Annotated in this window: 17 protein-coding genes; 4 read left to right on the forward strand and 13 right to left on the reverse strand. The window is 70.5% G+C overall.

What is annotated here, in order from left to right; translation table 11 throughout:
- Nucleotides 1-3 precede the first annotated feature (3 nt).
- The gene (locus tag ABZU91_RS27060) at nucleotides 4-1,077 is read right to left on the reverse strand and encodes an adenosine deaminase (RefSeq protein ID WP_355246107.1); all 1,074 of its coding nucleotides are present in this window, start codon (nucleotides 1,075-1,077) and stop codon (nucleotides 4-6) included.
- Nucleotides 1,078-1,122: 45 nt separating this feature from the next.
- Entirely contained in the window at nucleotides 1,123-1,539 is a 417-nt protein-coding gene (locus tag ABZU91_RS27065; RefSeq protein WP_355246110.1) for a PPOX class F420-dependent oxidoreductase, read from the reverse strand.
- A gap of 59 nt (nucleotides 1,540-1,598) precedes the next feature.
- Here ABZU91_RS27065 and ABZU91_RS27070 point away from each other — a divergent pair, with 59 nt between their 5' ends.
- Both ABZU91_RS27070 and ABZU91_RS27075 read left to right on the forward strand, forming a co-directional pair.
- The gene (locus ABZU91_RS27070) at nucleotides 1,599-2,090 is read left to right on the forward strand and encodes a MarR family transcriptional regulator (protein WP_355246113.1); all 492 of its coding nucleotides are present in this window, start codon (nucleotides 1,599-1,601) and stop codon (nucleotides 2,088-2,090) included.
- Nucleotide 2,091: 1 nt separating this feature from the next.
- Nucleotides 2,092-3,132, forward strand: coding sequence for a putative RNA methyltransferase (locus ABZU91_RS27075; RefSeq protein ID WP_355246116.1), 1,041 nt, complete (start codon nucleotides 2,092-2,094; stop codon nucleotides 3,130-3,132).
- Nucleotides 3,133-3,134: 2 nt separating this feature from the next.
- Here the strand turns inward: ABZU91_RS27075 and ABZU91_RS27080 are convergent, their stop codons facing one another.
- The 3 genes from ABZU91_RS27080 to ABZU91_RS27090 form a co-directional block, all read right to left on the reverse strand.
- Entirely contained in the window at nucleotides 3,135-3,815 is a 681-nt protein-coding gene (locus ABZU91_RS27080; RefSeq protein WP_355246119.1) for a DUF4272 domain-containing protein, read from the reverse strand.
- An 80-nt stretch (nucleotides 3,816-3,895) separates the two neighbouring features.
- On the reverse strand, nucleotides 3,896-5,176 hold the full coding sequence (locus ABZU91_RS27085; RefSeq protein ID WP_355246122.1) for a thymidine phosphorylase: 1,281 nt from the start codon (nucleotides 5,174-5,176) through the stop codon (nucleotides 3,896-3,898).
- 56 nt (nucleotides 5,177-5,232) lie between these two features.
- Nucleotides 5,233-5,937, reverse strand: a complete 705-nt coding sequence (locus ABZU91_RS27090) for a cytidine deaminase (RefSeq protein WP_355246125.1) — start codon at nucleotides 5,935-5,937, stop codon at nucleotides 5,233-5,235.
- A 174-nt stretch (nucleotides 5,938-6,111) separates the two neighbouring features.
- On the opposite strand from ABZU91_RS27090, the gene ABZU91_RS27095 reads away from it, so the two are divergent.
- Entirely contained in the window at nucleotides 6,112-6,543 is a 432-nt protein-coding gene (locus ABZU91_RS27095) for a peptidase inhibitor family I36 protein (protein WP_355246128.1), read from the forward strand.
- Between the two features lie 61 nt (nucleotides 6,544-6,604).
- On the opposite strand, the gene ABZU91_RS27100 is transcribed toward ABZU91_RS27095, so the two are convergent.
- The 5 genes from ABZU91_RS27100 to ABZU91_RS27120 form a co-directional block, all read right to left on the reverse strand.
- On the reverse strand, nucleotides 6,605-7,882 hold the full coding sequence (locus tag ABZU91_RS27100; protein ID WP_355246130.1) for an ABC transporter permease: 1,278 nt from the start codon (nucleotides 7,880-7,882) through the stop codon (nucleotides 6,605-6,607).
- Nucleotides 7,883-7,885: 3 nt separating this feature from the next.
- Nucleotides 7,886-9,238, reverse strand: coding sequence for an ABC transporter permease (locus ABZU91_RS27105; RefSeq protein ID WP_355246133.1), 1,353 nt, complete (start codon nucleotides 9,236-9,238; stop codon nucleotides 7,886-7,888).
- A complete protein-coding gene (locus tag ABZU91_RS27110) occupies nucleotides 9,235-10,806 on the reverse strand; it encodes an ABC transporter ATP-binding protein (RefSeq protein WP_355246196.1) in 1,572 nt (523 codons plus the stop codon). The genes ABZU91_RS27105 and ABZU91_RS27110 overlap by 4 nt, the downstream gene beginning before the upstream one ends.
- Nucleotides 10,807-10,997: 191 nt before the next feature.
- Nucleotides 10,998-12,065: a BMP family ABC transporter substrate-binding protein gene (locus ABZU91_RS27115; protein WP_355246199.1), complete on the reverse strand. Its 1,068-nt coding sequence runs from the start codon at nucleotides 12,063-12,065 to the stop codon at nucleotides 10,998-11,000.
- A gap of 278 nt (nucleotides 12,066-12,343) precedes the next feature.
- Nucleotides 12,344-12,691 carry a hypothetical protein gene (locus tag ABZU91_RS27120; RefSeq protein WP_355246136.1) on the reverse strand — a complete coding sequence of 116 codons (348 nt, stop codon included), beginning with the start codon at nucleotides 12,689-12,691 and terminating at the stop codon, nucleotides 12,344-12,346.
- A 164-nt stretch (nucleotides 12,692-12,855) separates the two neighbouring features.
- Between ABZU91_RS27120 and ABZU91_RS27125 the strand changes: the two genes are divergently transcribed.
- Nucleotides 12,856-13,920, forward strand: a complete 1,065-nt coding sequence (locus ABZU91_RS27125) for a LacI family DNA-binding transcriptional regulator (protein ID WP_355246139.1) — start codon at nucleotides 12,856-12,858, stop codon at nucleotides 13,918-13,920.
- Between the two features lie 252 nt (nucleotides 13,921-14,172).
- Here the strand turns inward: ABZU91_RS27125 and ABZU91_RS27130 are convergent, their stop codons facing one another.
- The 3 genes from ABZU91_RS27130 to ABZU91_RS27140 all read right to left on the reverse strand — a co-directional run bounded on the left by ABZU91_RS27130 (nucleotide 14,173) and on the right by ABZU91_RS27140 (nucleotide 16,027).
- Nucleotides 14,173-14,610, reverse strand: coding sequence for a hypothetical protein (locus ABZU91_RS27130; protein WP_355246142.1), 438 nt, complete (start codon nucleotides 14,608-14,610; stop codon nucleotides 14,173-14,175).
- Nucleotides 14,611-14,717: 107 nt separating this feature from the next.
- Nucleotides 14,718-15,107: a GntR family transcriptional regulator gene (locus ABZU91_RS27135; protein ID WP_355246145.1), complete on the reverse strand. Its 390-nt coding sequence runs from the start codon at nucleotides 15,105-15,107 to the stop codon at nucleotides 14,718-14,720.
- A complete protein-coding gene (locus ABZU91_RS27140) occupies nucleotides 15,104-16,027 on the reverse strand; it encodes a YhjD/YihY/BrkB family envelope integrity protein (protein ID WP_355246151.1) in 924 nt (307 codons plus the stop codon). The genes ABZU91_RS27135 and ABZU91_RS27140 overlap by 4 nt, the downstream gene beginning before the upstream one ends.
- Nucleotides 16,028-16,067: the final 40 nt, after the last annotated feature.

Genomic DNA, 16,067 nt, shown 5'->3' on the forward strand with positions numbered 1-16,067 from the left:
AGGTCAGGCCAGCAGCTTGGCGTACGCCGGCTTGATCACCTCGTCGATGATCCGCAGTCGCTCGTCGAACGGGATGAAGGCGCTCTTCATCGCGTTGATGGTGAACCACTGCAGCTCGCGCCAGCCGTAGCCGAACGTCTCCACCAGCAGCGACATCTCCCGGGACATGGACGTGCCGCTCATCAGCCGGTTGTCGGTGTTGACGGTGGCCCGGAACCGCAGGTCCCGCAGCAGACCGATCGGGTGCTCGGCGATCGAGGCCACCGCACCGGTCTGCACGTTCGACGACGGGCACAGTTCCAGCGGAATCCGCTTGTCCCGGACGTACGCGGCCAGCCGACCGAGCGCGCCGTCCGGGGTGATGTCGTCCACGATCCGTACGCCGTGACCGAGCCGGTCCGCACCGCACCACTGGATCGCCTGCCAGATCGACGGCAGGCCGAACGCCTCACCGGCGTGGATGGTGAAGTGGAAGTTCTCCCGCTGCAGGTATTCGAAGGCGTCCAGGTGGCGGGTGGGCGGGAACCCCGCCTCGGCGCCGGCGATGTCGAAGCCGACCACCCCGGCGTCGCGGTGCCGCACGGCCAGCTCGGCGATCTCCTGCGAGCGGGCGGCGTGCCGCATGGCGGTGAGCAGCGTGCCCACCCGGATGGTCAGACCCGCCTCGACGGCCTGGGCGGTTCCCTCGGCGAACCCGGCCAGCACGGCCTCGACCACCTCGTCCAGGCTCAGGTCCTGTTCCAGGTGCTGCTCGGGGGCGAAGCGCACCTCGGCGTAGACGACGCCGTCGGCGGCCAGGTCCAGGGCGCACTCGCGCGCCACCCGGCGCAGCGCCGGCCCGGTCTGCATGACCGCGACGGTATGCGCGAACGTCTCCAGGTAACGCTCCAGCGACCCCGAGTCGGCGGCCGCCACGAACCAGCGTCCGAGCGCGTCGGGGTCGGTGGTGGGCAGCTCGTACCCCACCTCCGCCGCCAGCTCGACGATTGTCGCCGGACGCAGCCCGCCGTCGAGGTGATCGTGCAGCAGCGCCTTCGGGACCTTGACGATGTCCTCGTACCGGATAGTTGCGACCATGCTCAGACCCTAGTCAGCCTGCTGGGGCCGACCACACCAGCCCGCTCATCCGGGCCAGCCGTAGACACGGTCGACGGCGAGCCGCAGGACCACCCGCCCGTCGGCGACCATCGCGGCGCGGTAGTCCGCCCAGTCCGGGTGGTCGCCGCGGATTCCCCGGTAGACCTCGACCAGCTCGTCGACCGCCGCGTCGCCGGTTGCCGCTGCCGGCTCGGTGAGGGTCACGGTTCCCTCGGCGACCGCGTACGCGCCGCCGTCCGGCGTTGTCACGTGGAAGCTGGCCCGAGGGTCGCGGCGCAGGTTGCGTACCTTCGCCCGGTCGCCCGTGGTGGAGCAGCGGATCAACCCGGGTTCGGCCAGGTAGTCGAGGTTGGACAGTTGGGGTCGGCCGTCGCGGCGCAGGGTGACGAGCACGCCTCGTCCGCGGGTGCCGAAGAGGTCCCACAGCTGATTGGTTGACATGTCATCGACCGTAGGAGGCGATTCGATGACATGTCAACAAAGACGCTAGGCTGAACGGCATGGAAGCGACTCGGTGGCTGGACGAACGCCAGGACCACGCCTGGCGGGGCTACCGCCGGATGCGTCGCCTGCTCGACCTGGAACTGGCCCGGGAGCTGACCGAGGACGCCGGCCTGTCCGAGCCGGACTACGACGTGCTCTCCGACCTCTCCGAGACGCCGCAGGGCCGGCTGCGCCTCAGCGAACTGGCGGACCGGATGCTCTGGTCCCGAAGTCGGCTCTCCCACCACCTGACCCGAATGCAGCAGCGCGGCCTCGTTGCCCGGGAGGAGTGCCCGGACGACGCCCGCGGCGCGATCGTCGTACTCACCCGAGCGGGTCGGAACGCCATCGAGGCCGCCGCCCCCGGCCACGTGGCCGCCGTCCGTCAGCACTTCCTCGACCTGCTCACCCCGGCCGAGGTCGAGGCGCTCGGCGCGTTCACCCACCGGGTCGTCGACCACCTCGCGCAGAGCCGCGCGCCCCGCCCCCGACGGGGCCCGGAGGCCTGACGTGGACCCGCACATCCTCGACCGGCTGAGCTGCCCGGTCTGCGGCGAGACCCTTGCCGAGACGACCGCCGGCACCGCCCGGGCACTGCGCTGTCCGCGCGGGCACACCTTCGACATCGCGCGTCAGGGCTACGTGAACCTGCTCACCGGTCGGGCGCCACACGTCGGCGACAGCGCCGAGATGGTCGCCGCACGCGCCGACTTCCTGGCCGCCGGGCACTACGACGTGATCTCGGCCGCGCTCGCCGCCGCCGCGACCGAGGCCGTCGCGCGCCTGCGCGCGACTCCCGCGCCGCCGACCGCCGCCGCTCCGCCCGCCCCCACCTCGGCCGCCGCCGCTCCGCCCGCCCTTTGCTCTGCTTCCACCGACGCAACACTTTCCGCACCGCACTGTCGCGTGGAGGGAAGCAGAGCAAAGGACGCAACCACAGGGGTACGGCCCGAACAGCCGGCGGCGGGCTCTGACGCGTACCCCCTGGTGGTGGACGCCGGCGCGGGCACGGGCCGCTACCTCGGCGCGGTGCTGGCGGCGCTGCCGGACGCCGTGGGTCTGGCCCTTGACGTCTCCAAGCCGGCGCTGCGTCGCGCGGCGCGGGCGCACCCCAGGGCGGCGGCGGCGGTCGCCGACACCTGGCAGCGACTACCACTGGCCGACGGCGCTGCGGCCGTGCTGCTGAACGTGTTCGCTCCGCGCAACGGCCCGGAATTCCACCGGGTGCTCGACCGTGCCGGCACGCTGCTGGTGGTGACGCCCGCCGCCGACCACCTCACCGAGCTGGTGGACGCGCTGCGCCTGCTGCGGGTGGACCCGGACAAGGCCGACCGGGTGGCCGGCTCGCTGGGTGGTCACTTCACGCCGGTCAGCTCGACCGAGCACCGCGCGGAGCTGGCCCTGACCCGGCCGGAGATCGCCACGCTGGTCGGGATGGGTCCGAGTGCCTGGCACACCGACCCGGCGGCGCTCGCCGACCGGCTGGCCGCGCTGCCCGAGCCGGTCCGGGTGTCCGTGGCGGTCCGGCTGGACGCCTACCGACCCCGCTGACCTCAGGTCGAGAGGTCGACCTCTTCCCAGCCGGGGGGCTCGTCGTGGTAGGGCCCGCGCAGGATCACCGCCCACTCCAGCGCCCAGCGCCGCTGCCCGATCGCGTTGGCGTCGACCATCCCCGGCAGGGGGCGGCCGCTGCGCTCGGTCTCCAGGTACGCCCAGTCCAGGCAGTAGTGCAGATCGAGCAGGGCCGCCGCGTCGGCCGGATGCTGCGGCGCGGCGAGGATGCGGGACTGCCAGCGCCCGAAGGTCTCCCCCTCGGCGATGTGCGGCAGCCGCTCGACCAGCCGCTCGTCCACGGACAGGGTCGGGTCGAGCTGCTTGCTCAACCCGAGCACCCAGGTCAGCGCGAAGAGCGCGTCGTGGTGCAGCACGAACGAGCGGTGGTCACCCTTGCCGCCCATCACGAACTGCCACTCCGGCGGGGTGACCATCTCGACCAGGTGGGAGCCGAGCAGCCAGCTCATCGCCGCCTGCGGGGGCATCCCGAAGCAGCGGGCCAGGATGAGGTGCAGCACGGCGATGCGCGCCTCGATCTCGGCCCGGGGGCGCAGCTCGATCGCGTCACCCGGCTCCCACACGAGCGGGAACTGGGCCGGCGGCAGCGGCAGACCGAGCCGGGACAGCTCGTCCAGGCTCGCCTCACGCACCTCGCGAGGGTCGGGGGCAGGTACGGTCACGGGGCAACTTCCTGTCTGCACGCGACGCCTTTGGCCTGCGACAATAGCGCTCCCAGGTGACCGGCACCACGCCGCCCCGGTCAGCCGATCCGCTCGATGACCAGGGGCCCCACGGTCGGCGTGCTCGGTGCAATGTGCACCGCGCGAGTTGCCTCCGCCAGGGCCGCCGGAATCCGGGCCGGATCCTCGGCCCGGAGCTCGTAGAGAGGGTCGCCAGCCCGCACCGCGTCACCCGGCCGCTTGTGCAACACCACACCGGCCGGCGCGCTCACCGGATCCTCCTTGCGGGCCCGGCCCGCGCCGAGCCGCCAGGCCGCAAGTCCCATGGCGTACGCGTCGACGGCCGCCACGTATCCGTCCTCGTCGGCCCGGACCACCTCGACCTCGGCGGCGGTCGGCATCGGCGCGTCCGGGTCGCCGCCCTGCGCCCGGATCATCGCCCGCCAGGAGTCCATCGCCCGGCCGTCGCGCAGGGCCGCGCCGGGGTCGACGTCCGGCAGGCCGGCGGCGTCGAGCATCTCGCGGGCCAGCGCGAGCGTCAGCTCCACCACGTCGGCGGGCCCGCCCCCGGCCAGCACCTCGAGCGACTCGGTCACCTCGACCGCGTTGCCGATGGTCAGGCCGAGCGGAGTGGACATGTCGGTGAGCAGGGCGACCGTCCGCACGCCGTGCGCGCCACCCAGCTCCACCATCGTGCGGGCCAACTCGCGGGCCTGGTCAACGGACTTCATGAAGGCGCCCGAGCCGACCTTGACGTCGAGGACCAGCGCGCCGGTGCCCTCGGCGATCTTCTTGCTCATGATCGAGCTGGCGATCAGCGGGATCGCCTCCACGGTGCCGGTCACGTCGCGCAGCGCGTACAGCTTGCGGTCGGCGGGGGCGAGCCCCGCACCGGCCGCGCAGATCACCGCGCCGACCTCGCCGAGCTGGCTGATGAACTCGTCGTTGCTCAGCCCCGCCCGCCAGCCCGGAATGGACTCCAGCTTGTCCAGCGTGCCACCGGTGTGCCCGAGACCGCGCCCGCTGAGCTGTGGAACGGCGGCACCGCAGGCGGCGACCAGCGGCGTGAGCGGCAGCGTGATCTTGTCGCCGACACCGCCGGTGGAGTGCTTGTCGACGGTGGGACGCCGTACCGCCGAGAGGTCGAGCCGCTCACCGCTGGCGATCATCGCGGCGGTCCACCGGGCGATCTCCGCCCCGGTCATGCCGTTGAGCAGGATCGCCATGGCCAACGCCGACATCTGCTCGTCGGCGACGGCGCCCCGGGTGTACGCGTCCATCACCCAGTCGATCTGCGCGTCCGACAGCACACCCCCGTCCCGCTTGACCCGAATAACGTCAACAGCAGCAAAACCGCTCATGAAAGATTTTTCCTCGTCTGTTGCAGATCCCAACCCGTGGCCCTCGCCCCCCAAGCTCAACCCCACCGAACCGGGATCTCCAACGGCGGCTCCCCCTCACCGGCCCAGAAGATCGTGCCCGTCTCGTCCACCACGACGACGCGCGGTGTCCGGGCCAGCCCCCAGGTGATCGCCTCGGCGGGGTCGTCCCAGCTCGGCGCCTCCTCCAGCACTCCGGTCTCGGCGCCCGCGTCGTCCCCGGCCGACCGCTCCCAGTACGCAGTCCAGACCTGCTGCCCCGCGGACATGTCCGGGTGCACGAAGACGGTGCCGCGGCCGCGCCAGGCGGCCAGGCGCTCCGGGACCACCGGTACCGGAGTCTCGCCGGTCACCGCCTCCAGGTCCTCCACGCCGAAGGCGTGCGGCAGCAGCTCGGCCATCCGCAGCGGGCGGGTCTTCGTCTCGACCAGGCACTCCGGGCCACCGTTCTCCCAGAGCAGTTGCCGGCACCGGCCGCACGGCATCAGCGGCTCACCGGTGGCGTCGACGCAGGAGAGCGCGACGAGGCGACCGCCACCGGTGGCGTGCAGGCTGGACACCACTCCGCACTCGGCGCACAGCGTCACCCCGTACGCGGCGTTCTCCACGTTGCAGCCGACCACGACGCGGCCGTCGTCGACAAGCGCGGCAGCCCCGACGGGGAACGTCGAGTACGGCGCGTACGCGTGCCGCATCGCCTCGGTGGCGGCGGCCCGAAGTCGTTCCCAGTCGATCTCGGTCATCCCATCATTCTGCCGAAGCAACGCAGGTCAGACGCGGCCAGGGTGCCGGTCGGCAGGGCTGCGCGGCGCATACAGACCACCTCGAATGCCACGATTACCGCATCAAGTGGCTGTCAAGAGCGCGAAGGTACCGTTCAGCAGCGAAACGTACGAACGATCATGAAGGGATCTGTTGTGCGAATCGCAAAACGAGTCGGGGCCACGCTGACGGCTTTCGGGGTGGCCCTCGGTGGCCTCACGCTGACCACGACCACGAGCGCCCAGGCTGCTAGCGCGAGTGACTGCAAGTCCGGCCAGGTCTGCCTGTTCGAGAGTGCGAACTTCAGCGGCGGGATCTTCCGGGTGAGCGGCTGCGACACCGACCTCGGTGACAACCGCTTCAGCAACGGCAACTCGGTCGTGGACCACACATCGTCCATCGTCAACAACAGCGGTAACCCGGTGTTTGTGTACGAGTACCCCGACCCCTACCGGCGAAACGGATACGAGCTCGGCGTGCGGGCCGGGCAATCGTTCTCGAACCTGACCAACGTCCAGGTTCTCGACTACCGGACCGGTAACTTCAAGAACGTCAACTTCAACGACGACGCGTCTGCGGTCTGCTAGACAGCGCACGTCCGAGGCGGCGGTCGACCGGGTTCCGGTCGACCGCCGCTTTCACGTGTCGTCAGCCCTTGATGTAGGGCTTGCCGTCCGCCGCCGGTGCCCGGACCCGGCCGACCAGGCCGGCGACCGCGAGGATCGTCGCCAGGTAGGGCAGCATGGCCAGGAACTGGCTCGGGATCACGCTGTTGATGGCACCCAGGTAGGTGGCGAGCTGGTCGGCGAAGCCGAAGAAGAGCGCGGCGAGCAGCGCCCCGGTCGGGTTCCACCGTCCGAAGATCAGCGCGGCCAGCGCGATGAAGCCCTTGCCGCCGATCATGTTCTTGGTGAACGAGTAGAGCGCCAGCGTGTACGACGCGCCACCGATACCGGCGACCACGCCGGCCAGCAGCACGTTGCGGTAGCGCACCCGCAGCACCTTGACTCCGAGCGTGTCGGCGGCGATCGGGTGCTCCCCAACCGACCGGGTCCGCAGCCCCCACCGGGTGCGGAACAGCCCGATGTGGATCACCAGCACCAGCAACAGGCCGAGGTAGAGGAAGATGTTGCCGCGGAACAGCGCCGGCCCGAGCACCGGGATGTCCTTGAGGAGCGGGATCTCCCAGTTGCTGAAGCGCGGCGCGCTGTTGTACTTCTCCGCGTCGGTCTGCATCAGCCGCTCGTAGAGGAAGCCGGTGACACCGACCGCCAGCAGGTTCAGCACGATGCCCATGACGACCTGGTCCACCAGGTAGCGGATGGCGAAGACGGCCAGCAGCAGCGAGATGAGCGCGCCACCGATGGCGGCGGCGACCAGACCCACCCAGACGCTGCCGGAGATGCTGCCGAACAGCGCGCCGCTGAACGCGCCCATCAGCAACTGCCCCTCGATGGCCACGTTGACCACGCCCGAGCGTTCACAGAGCACGCCGGCGAGCGCACCGAAGATCAACGGCAGAGCCAGGATGAACGTGCCTCGGATGATGTTGACCAGCGGCATGAAGTTCTGCCCGGTCGGCGCGGCGGAGACCTGCCAGCAGAGGAAGGAGAGCACGAAGGCGACCAGCCCGACGCCGAGCACCGGCAGGAACCAGCGCTTCGGCACGCCGGCGAGCAGGGCCGCACCGGCGGCGATCGTGATGATCCCGAACAGGATCGCGCCGATCGTGCCGTTGATCTCCAGCGCGGCGCCGGCCGCGTCGTCGCTGAGCGTGAAACGGGCCTGCTGGCCGGTGGCGAGCGCTCCGAACAGCACCGCCGCCAGCAGGCCGAGCGCCGTCAGCGTGAGGCCGACCTTGCGGGTCCGGGTCCAGAAACCCTCGTCGACGCCGACCGCGACGTCGGGGACAGCCATGGTGGACATCGGTTACCAGCCCTTCGCCAGGCTCGTCTGCAACCGGGCGGCCCGTGCGGCCCGGAGCTGGAAGATCGCCTTCACCAGGGCGGGTGCGGCGATGAAGATGACGATCAGCGCCTGGAGCACGGTCACCAGCTCCAGCGAGATGCCGGAGTACGACTGCATCCGGTTGCCGCCGGCCTGGAGCGCGCCGAACAGCAGCGCGGCGAGCAGCACCCCCCACGGCTTCACCCGGCCCAGCAGCGCCACCAGGATGCCGTCGAAGCCGATCTGGGCCACCACCAGCGGCGTCAGGGCGCTGGCGGTGGAGCCGAGCACCATGTTCGAACCGCCGAGCCCGGCCAGGACCCCGGAGAAGACCATGATCAGGATGTACGTCCGGGTGACGCTGATGCCGGCCGTCCGCGCGGCGTCCGGGTTGGCGCCGACCGCGCGCAGCTCGAAGCCGAGCGTGGACCGGTTGAGCAGCCAGGCGACCGCCCAGGTGGCCAGCACGGCGAGCAGGATGCCCGCGTGCACCCGCAGGTTGTCACCGAGCAGTCGGGGCAGTTGGGCGGACGTGTCCACCCCCTTGCTGATCGCGTCGGTCCGTGTCGGGTCCTGCACGCCGTTCTGCACGATCAGCCAGGTCAGGAAGTACGTGGCGACGTAGTTGAGCATGATCGTGTTGATCACCTCGTGGGCACCGGCACGAGCCTTGAGGATGCCCGGGATGAAGCCCCAGATCGCCCCGCCCAGCGCGCCGGCGAGCACCGCCACGAGCAGGTGCAGACCGGGCGGCAGCGGCAGCAGGAAGCCGGCCAGCGCGGCCAGGATCACGCCGATGGTGGCCTGACCCTGCGCGCCGATGTTGAACAGGCCACCGCGGAAGGCCAGCGCCACCGCCAGGCCGGTGAAGACCAGAGGCGCGGCGTACGTCAGCGTCTCGGAGATCGGCGCGAGCACGGCCTGCCAGCCGTTGCTGCCGTTCACCCAGCCAGAGAACGCCTCCGGGTCGAAGATCGAGCCCTTGAACAGGTTGGCGTACGCCTCGCTCACCAGCGTCCAGCTCGAACTGAACGCGTCCGAGGGGCGTGCCGTGATGTAGGTGTAGGTGTGCAGCACGTCCGGGTCGGAGACGACCATCAGCACCGCGCCGACGACGATCGCCAGCACCAGCGACAACAGGGTCACCGTGAAGGTGTTGGCCGCCCAGAGATTGTCCAGGAAGAGCCGGCCCAGGGACGGCTTCGGCTCCGGCGTCTTCTCCGTGGTGGTGGTGCCGGCCCGCTCGGTGTTGCCGAGGGCGTTCTGCGCCGCCTGCGCCTCGCTCGCCGGTTCCTTGTCCGGGGAGCCCGACTGCGGATTGGGGTTGGTGGTCATGCCTCGTCCTCGCTCGCGGGGCTGTCGGCAGACGCCGGACCCCCGTCGGCTGTGCCGGCCGCGTCCGGGCGGATGCCGGCCATCAGCAGACCGATCTCCTCACGCGGGGTGTCCGGGTCGACGATGCCGATGATCCGTCCGCGGTACATGACCGCGATCCGGTCGGCCAGCCCGACCACCTCGTCAAGCTCGCTGGACACCACCATGACGGCCGTGCCGATGTCCCGCTCGTGGATGATCTGGCTGTGGATGAACTCGATCGACCCGACGTCCACGCCACGGGTGGGTTGGGCGGCGATGAAGAGCTTCAGCGGCCGGGACAGCTCCCGTGCCACGATCACCTTCTGCTGGTTGCCGCCGGAGAGGGTGCCCACCGCCGCGTCCGCCGATGAGGTGCGGACGTCGAACTGCTCGATCCGCTCGCGGGCCGAGGACGCGATGGCGTCCGGCTTGAGGGCGAGCCCGGTGCCGAACGGTGGCCGGTCGTAGATGTCCAGCACCAGGTTCTCGGCGACGCTGAACTCCTTGACCAGGCCGTCCACGCTGCGGTCCTCGGGCACGTAGCCGACGCCGGCGCGGAGGACTCTCTTGGTCGTCCACCCGTTGATCTGGTCACCGCCCAGGCTGACCGTGCCGGCGAGCACCGGGCGCAGGCCCATGATCGCCTCGATCAGCTCCGTCTGGCCGTTGCCCTGCACGCCCGCCACGCCGAGCACCTCACCCGCGCGCACGGTCAGGTCCACGCCGTCGACAGCCCGGACCTGCCGGTCGTCGTCGACGATCAGCCCGGCAACCTCCAGCACCGGCTCGCCCGGCGTGGCCGTCGACTTGTCGACCGTGAGCCGCACGCTGCGGCCGACCATCAGCGCGGCCAGCTCGTCCCGGCTGGTCTCCGGCGAGGCCGTGCCGACCGTCCTACCGCGCCGGATCACCGTGATCCGGTCGGCGATCGCCTTGACCTCGCCCAGCTTGTGGGTGATGAAGACGATCGACTTGCCGGCCGCCTTCAGCGACCGCATGACCGTCAACAGCTCCTCGGTCTCCTGCGGCGTGAGCACGGCGGTCGGCTCGTCCAGGATGAGCAGGTCCACGTCGCGGGTGAGCGCCTTGACGATCTCCACACGTTGCTGGATGCCGACCGGCAGGTCCTCGATCACCGCGTCCGGGTCGACCCGCAGGTTGTAGCGCTCGGACACCTCGGTGACCTCGCGACGGGCCCGTCGCCGGTCCAGGAAGCCGGCGATGCCGCCCCGGACCTGCTCGGCCCCGAGCATGATGTTCTCGGCCACGGTGAAGACCGGCACCAGCATGAAGTGCTGGTGCACCATGCCGATTCCAGCCCCGATGGCGTCGGACGGGCCCTTCAGCTTCAGCGGCGTGCCGTCGACCAGGATCTCGCCCTCGTCGGGCTGGTATAGCCCGTAGAGCACGTTCATCAGGGTCGACTTGCCCGCGCCGTTCTCGCCGAGCAGGGCGTGGATCTCTCCAGGCTCCACCGTCAGATCGATGTGGTCGTTGGCGACCAGATCACCGAACCGCTTGGTGATGCCGCGCAGTTCGAGTCTCAGCGCAACCTCCTGGAGTGCGAGCGATGGTGCAGCCTAGCTGCCGTCGAACGGCCCGGAGCGGCCTGGCCGACGCGGTGCGCGATCGGCCGCTCCGACCCACGCGGTCACCCACGGGGCCGAAGCGGCCGATCGGTCGTACCTGTACCCCCACCGACCCCTCCGATGATCTCACCGGGGAGGCCGGCCGGACGTCACTTGGTCGGCTGGGCCTTCGAGGTGACGGTGATGGTGCCGGCGGCGATGTCCGCCTTGATCTTCTCGACCTCGGTCTTCAGCTCGGCCGGGACCTTGCCGTCGAAGTCGTGGTACGGGGCGATCGAGACACCGGTGTTGGCCAGGGTGCCGACGAAGCCCGGCTCGGCCTGCAGCTTCTCGCCACCGGCCGCCTTGAGCACGGCCTCCTTGACAGCCTCCGGGATGTTCTTGACGACCGTCGTGACGATCGCGGCGCAGTCCGGCGTGCTCTCGCAGCCGTCGACGTCCACCCAGATGGTGCTGTACTTGCCGCCGGAGGCCTTGGCCGCCGAGGTGGTGCCGAGGCCGGCGCCGCCGGCGACCGGCATGATGATGTCCGCACCCTGGGCGACCAGCGCGTCGGAGACCTTCTTGCCCTCGTCCTGCTTGTCGAAGGCGTTGGTGAAGGAGCCCTTCTGGGTCTCCTTGTTCCAGCCCAGCGCCTGGACGTTCTTGCCCTTGGTGGTGTTGTAGTACTTCACACCGTCGACGAAGCCGTCCATGAAGATCGTCACCGGCGGGATCGGCAGGCCGCCGTAGGTGCCGACCTTGCCGCTCTTGCTCATCCCGGCGGCGAGGTAGCCGGCCTGGAACGCGGCCTGGGCGGTGTCGAACTGCATCGGGTAGACGTTGGCGTCACCCGGCTTGGCGTCGACGATGCCGAACTGCTGGTTCGGGTTCGCCTTGGCGATCTTCGAGGTGGACTCGGCCATCAGGCCACCGACCGCCAGGATGAAGTCGCACTTCTGGTTGACGAACTGCGTCAGGTTCGGCTCGTAGTCCGCCTGCGCCTTCGACGCGACGTACTTGATGTCGATGTTGTCGTTGGCGGCCTTGGCCGCCTGCAGGCCCTTCCAGGCCGAGGTGTTGAACGACTTGTCGTCGATGCCGCCGACGTCGGTCACCATGCAGGCGCTGTACTTCTTGGCGCCACTGCCGGCGTTCTTGTCATCATCGGGGGCCTCGCCACACGCGGCGGCGCTGAGCACGAGCCCACCTACCGCGAAGATCGAGGCGATCCGCATCCCACGCACCGAGCGCAAGACGTCTCCTTCCCATTGCACACCGCGCCTAGTGCGGTGGCAGCCCATCAGCCGACCTGCGGGTGTGCCGCCGGCTGTCCCACGTTACGGACGGGAGCGTACGCCCGCGCCCACCCACCGGCCGACAATCGTGCACGACTGTTGAGCGCCTGTTACCCGGGTGTAACCCTTGCGTGGGGCACATCACTCTTCGTGCTGCTAACCGAGCGCCGAGGCGTCGCGGATGTCCGGTTTCCTGCGAGCGGTCACCTCCTCGGACGCTACCGCCAAAAAACCGCCACTGCCGCGTTGACCAGGGTCAGGCCGACGATCGCGAGGAAGTGACCGCGATTGACCACGTCCCGCTTCCGGGAGAAGAAGACCATGACGAAGATCAGCAGCGCGATCACCAACTTCGTCACAAGTTTTGCCGGGTCCGGCTCGGCGTCGCCGCCGCCGCGCAGGGGCGCGGAGAGCCCGAGCCCGGTCAGCAACTGGATCACGGCACCCCAGAGCATGGCGGCGTTGATCCGCAGCTTCCCGCTGACGTACTGGGCGATCGAACCACCGAGCAGCAGAGCGAAGCCGATCAGATGGACGTAGAGGAGGATGAGTCGGAGTGCTTCCACGTCACTCATCCTCCCCTATCAACGACATTTTGTAGTAGTGGGGTCGTCGGTTACGCGGTCCTGGCCCTGCCGTCTGGCACGGATCGAACGACCCCGCGCACCGCCGAAGCAAGAGTTTGCAGACAACGGAAGGGGCTTGCAGGCCGCTCCGCAAGAACTTGCCGGTGGGCTACAGTGCCGCCATGCGCGCTCGACTGTCCGACATCGCCCAGCAGGCCGACGTCAGCGAGGCCACGGTGTCGCGGGTGCTCAACGACCGCCCCGGCGTGGCGGCGGAGACCCGGCAGGCGGTTCTCACCGCCCTCGACGTGCTCGGCTACGAGCGACCGGCGCGACTGCGCAAGCGCAGCGCCGGCCTGGTCGGCCTGGTGGTGCCGGAGCTCGACAACCCGATCTTCCCGGCGTTCGCGCAGGTCATCGAGTCGACGCTGGCGCAGAGCGGATTCACCCCGGTGCTCTGCACCCAGACCGCCGGCGGCGTGACCGAGGACGAGTACGTGGAGATGCTGCTGGACCGGCAGGTCTCCGGGATCGTCTTCGTCTCCGGCCTGCACGCCGACACCGCCGCCAACCACGACCGCTACCGGGCGCTCATCGCCCGGCCGCTTCCGGTCGTAATGATCAACGGGTACGTCCCCGACGTCGCCGCCCCCTTCGTCTCCTGCGACGACCGGGAGGCCGCCGACCTGGCGGTGGCCCACCTCGTCGCGCTCGGGCACCGACGGATCGGCCTGATCACCGGCCCGGACCGCTTCGTGCCGGTGCGGCGCAGGGTCGCCGGCTGGCGAGCGGCGATGACCCGGCTGGCCGGCGTCGCCGAGGCCGATCTCGGCCCGCTGGCCGAGCTGACGCTGTTCGGTGTGGAAGGTGGCGAGGCGGCGGCCGGCCGGCTGCTCGACCGTGGTGTCACCAGCCTGGTCTGCGGCTCCGACCTGATGGCGCTCGGTGCGGTGCGGGCGGCCCGACAGCGCGGCCTGACCGTGCCGGGTGACCTCTCCGTCGTCGGCTACGACGACTCGCTGCTGATGGCCTTCACCGACCCACCGCTGACCACCGTGCGGCAACCGGTCACCGCGATGGCGGTAGCCGCGGTCCGGGCACTGGTGGACGAGATCAACGGGCACGGCGCCCCGCACTCGGAGTACCTGTTCCGCCCCGAGCTGGTCGTACGCGGCTCCACGGCGGTCGCCCCGGCGGCCGTGCGTCTTCCGTACGCCAGGTCCGCCTGACTCGCACCCGGAGCCGGCGGCGTGTCGCGCCGAGCCGGCGAGCGCGCGCCGCGCACCGATCACCTGCTGCCGGTCGACCCGGTCACCTGGTTGGAACGGCGCTGAGCGGGTAACCCAAATCCGACCTGGTCGTCCGTCGTGCCCCGCGCCAACGGGCGACTGGGCTGCCGGCCCCTTGTGGTGGGGGGTGAGGTGCACCGGCGTCACGCGGAGCGAACTCCGCGCGGCGCCGGTGTTCGTCTGACGCCCGCGTCACTTGGCGGTGAGCAGCGCCGCGATCCGGGTGAAGCCAGCGCGCACCTCGGCCTCGTTCGGCGGTTCGGCGGGTTCGCCGTGACCCGCCTCGTCGGCCGCGGCGTCCAACTCCTCGTCGATCACGTCCTCGAAGTCGCCGTACAGGTCAGCCCCCTCGACCTGCCGGGCCTCGTCCTCGGCGGCCACCTGGGCGGCGGCGATCTCGCTGCGGATCTCGTCGGCCGACAGCGCCGGCAGCAGCGGTTCCACGACGGCCATCAACTGCTCCTCGGCCACCACCGCCTCGGCCAACGCCAGCGCGTGCGGCCGTTCGTACGGCCCGCACACCACCGGCTCCCACTCGTCCAGGTCCCCGAGCGGCCCGAAGGTGATGATCCACGGCAGGCCGAGCATCGGCGAGTCGGCCGGTAGGTCCAGTGTCATGAGTGCGCCCACGGGCTCATCATGGTCCGCGAACGTGAGCGCCGTTGCCGTTCTGTTCAGTTACCGCCCGTCCGGCGTCCGATCGGCAACCGTTCAGCGCGGGCTTCGTCGTCCTCGGCTCAGTCGTGCCGGGTGGCGTCGACGGCGGCGCGGACGAGAGCGACAGCGCGGTCGGGGGGTACGCCCAGCCGCCGCGCCTCGGCGGCGTACTCGACGGCGACCCGGTGCAGCCGGTCGACGGCGTCGTCCCGGCCGGGGGCGACGAAGGTGCCGTTGCGTCCCCTGGTCTCCAGCAGCCCGGCTGCCTCCAGCTCCCGGTACGCCCGCGCCACCGTGTTCGCGGCCAGGCGCAGGTCGGCGGCGAGCTGCCGAACGGTGGGCAGGCGACTACCCACCGGCAACCGGCCGTCGCCGACCAACTCGGCGAGCTGCCCGCGCACCTGCTCGTACGGGGGCACCGGCGAGTCCTGGTCGACCGTGATCAGCACGTCGGGCATCTCCGCCGTCATCCCGCACCCCCCGGAGCACCGGGATCGGTGTTCTCGTCCACATCCACCGCCGGGGCGCCCTCGGCCAGGTCCACCACACGTCCGCTCCGGCTGGTCGCGAGCAGCGCCGCCCCGAACAGCACCAGTTGGTTCAGCAGGTAGAGATAGAGCAGCAGACCGACCGCGCCGGCCACCACGGTGTACGCCGGATTCCGCTCGGTACGCACCACGTAGTACCGCCCCACCGTGTTGAGCAGCGTGATGCCGACCGCCACCAGCAGCACCACCGGACGTAACCGGGACCGGCTCATCCGCAGTCGGGGCACCGCGAGCAGCAGCGCGGTGGCGAGGACCGCGTTGACCAGCACACTGAGGACGGCACTGATGGCGGTCAGGCCGACCGACCCGGTGCTGCGCAGCAGGAAGCGCAGCAGTGATTCCAACGCGTCCACCGCCGCCACCGAGAGGCCGAGCAGCACGAAGACGCCGATCATCACACCCAGGTCGACAAGCCGCCGGACGACGAGGTTGCCGGGCTGCTGGTTGAGCGCGTACATGAGCCGCTGGGAGGAGCGGATGGCCTCCACCCAGCCGATGCCGGTGAACACCAGGATCACGAGGCCGACCACCCCGACCGTGCCGCTGGAGTTGGCGATCTGCTGCGCGTCCAGGAACGGCAGGTTCTCCTTCAGGAATCCGGCCGCCGCCTCGCTGACCTCGTCGTTGTCCTCGAGGATGGCGCCGAAGATGGAGTACGCGACAAGGGCGAGAGCGAAGACGGCGAAGAAGCCGTAGTAGGCGATCGCTGCGGCGAGCCTCCCTGCCAACACGTCGGCGTAGAGCGTCCCGGCTCGCCAGACGTGGTCGAACAGGCCAGACCGGGCACGCGCGGCACCCACCCAGCGGTCGATGCCCGCCTCGATCCGGCCGATCACGTTCACGCGATCATCCTCGCCGATCTCCCGCCGCCGTCCCGGCAAC

It is taken from the genome of Micromonospora sp. NPDC005174, from assembly GCF_040608495.1.
In the GTDB taxonomy this organism is placed as follows: domain Bacteria; phylum Actinomycetota; class Actinomycetes; order Mycobacteriales; family Micromonosporaceae; genus Micromonospora.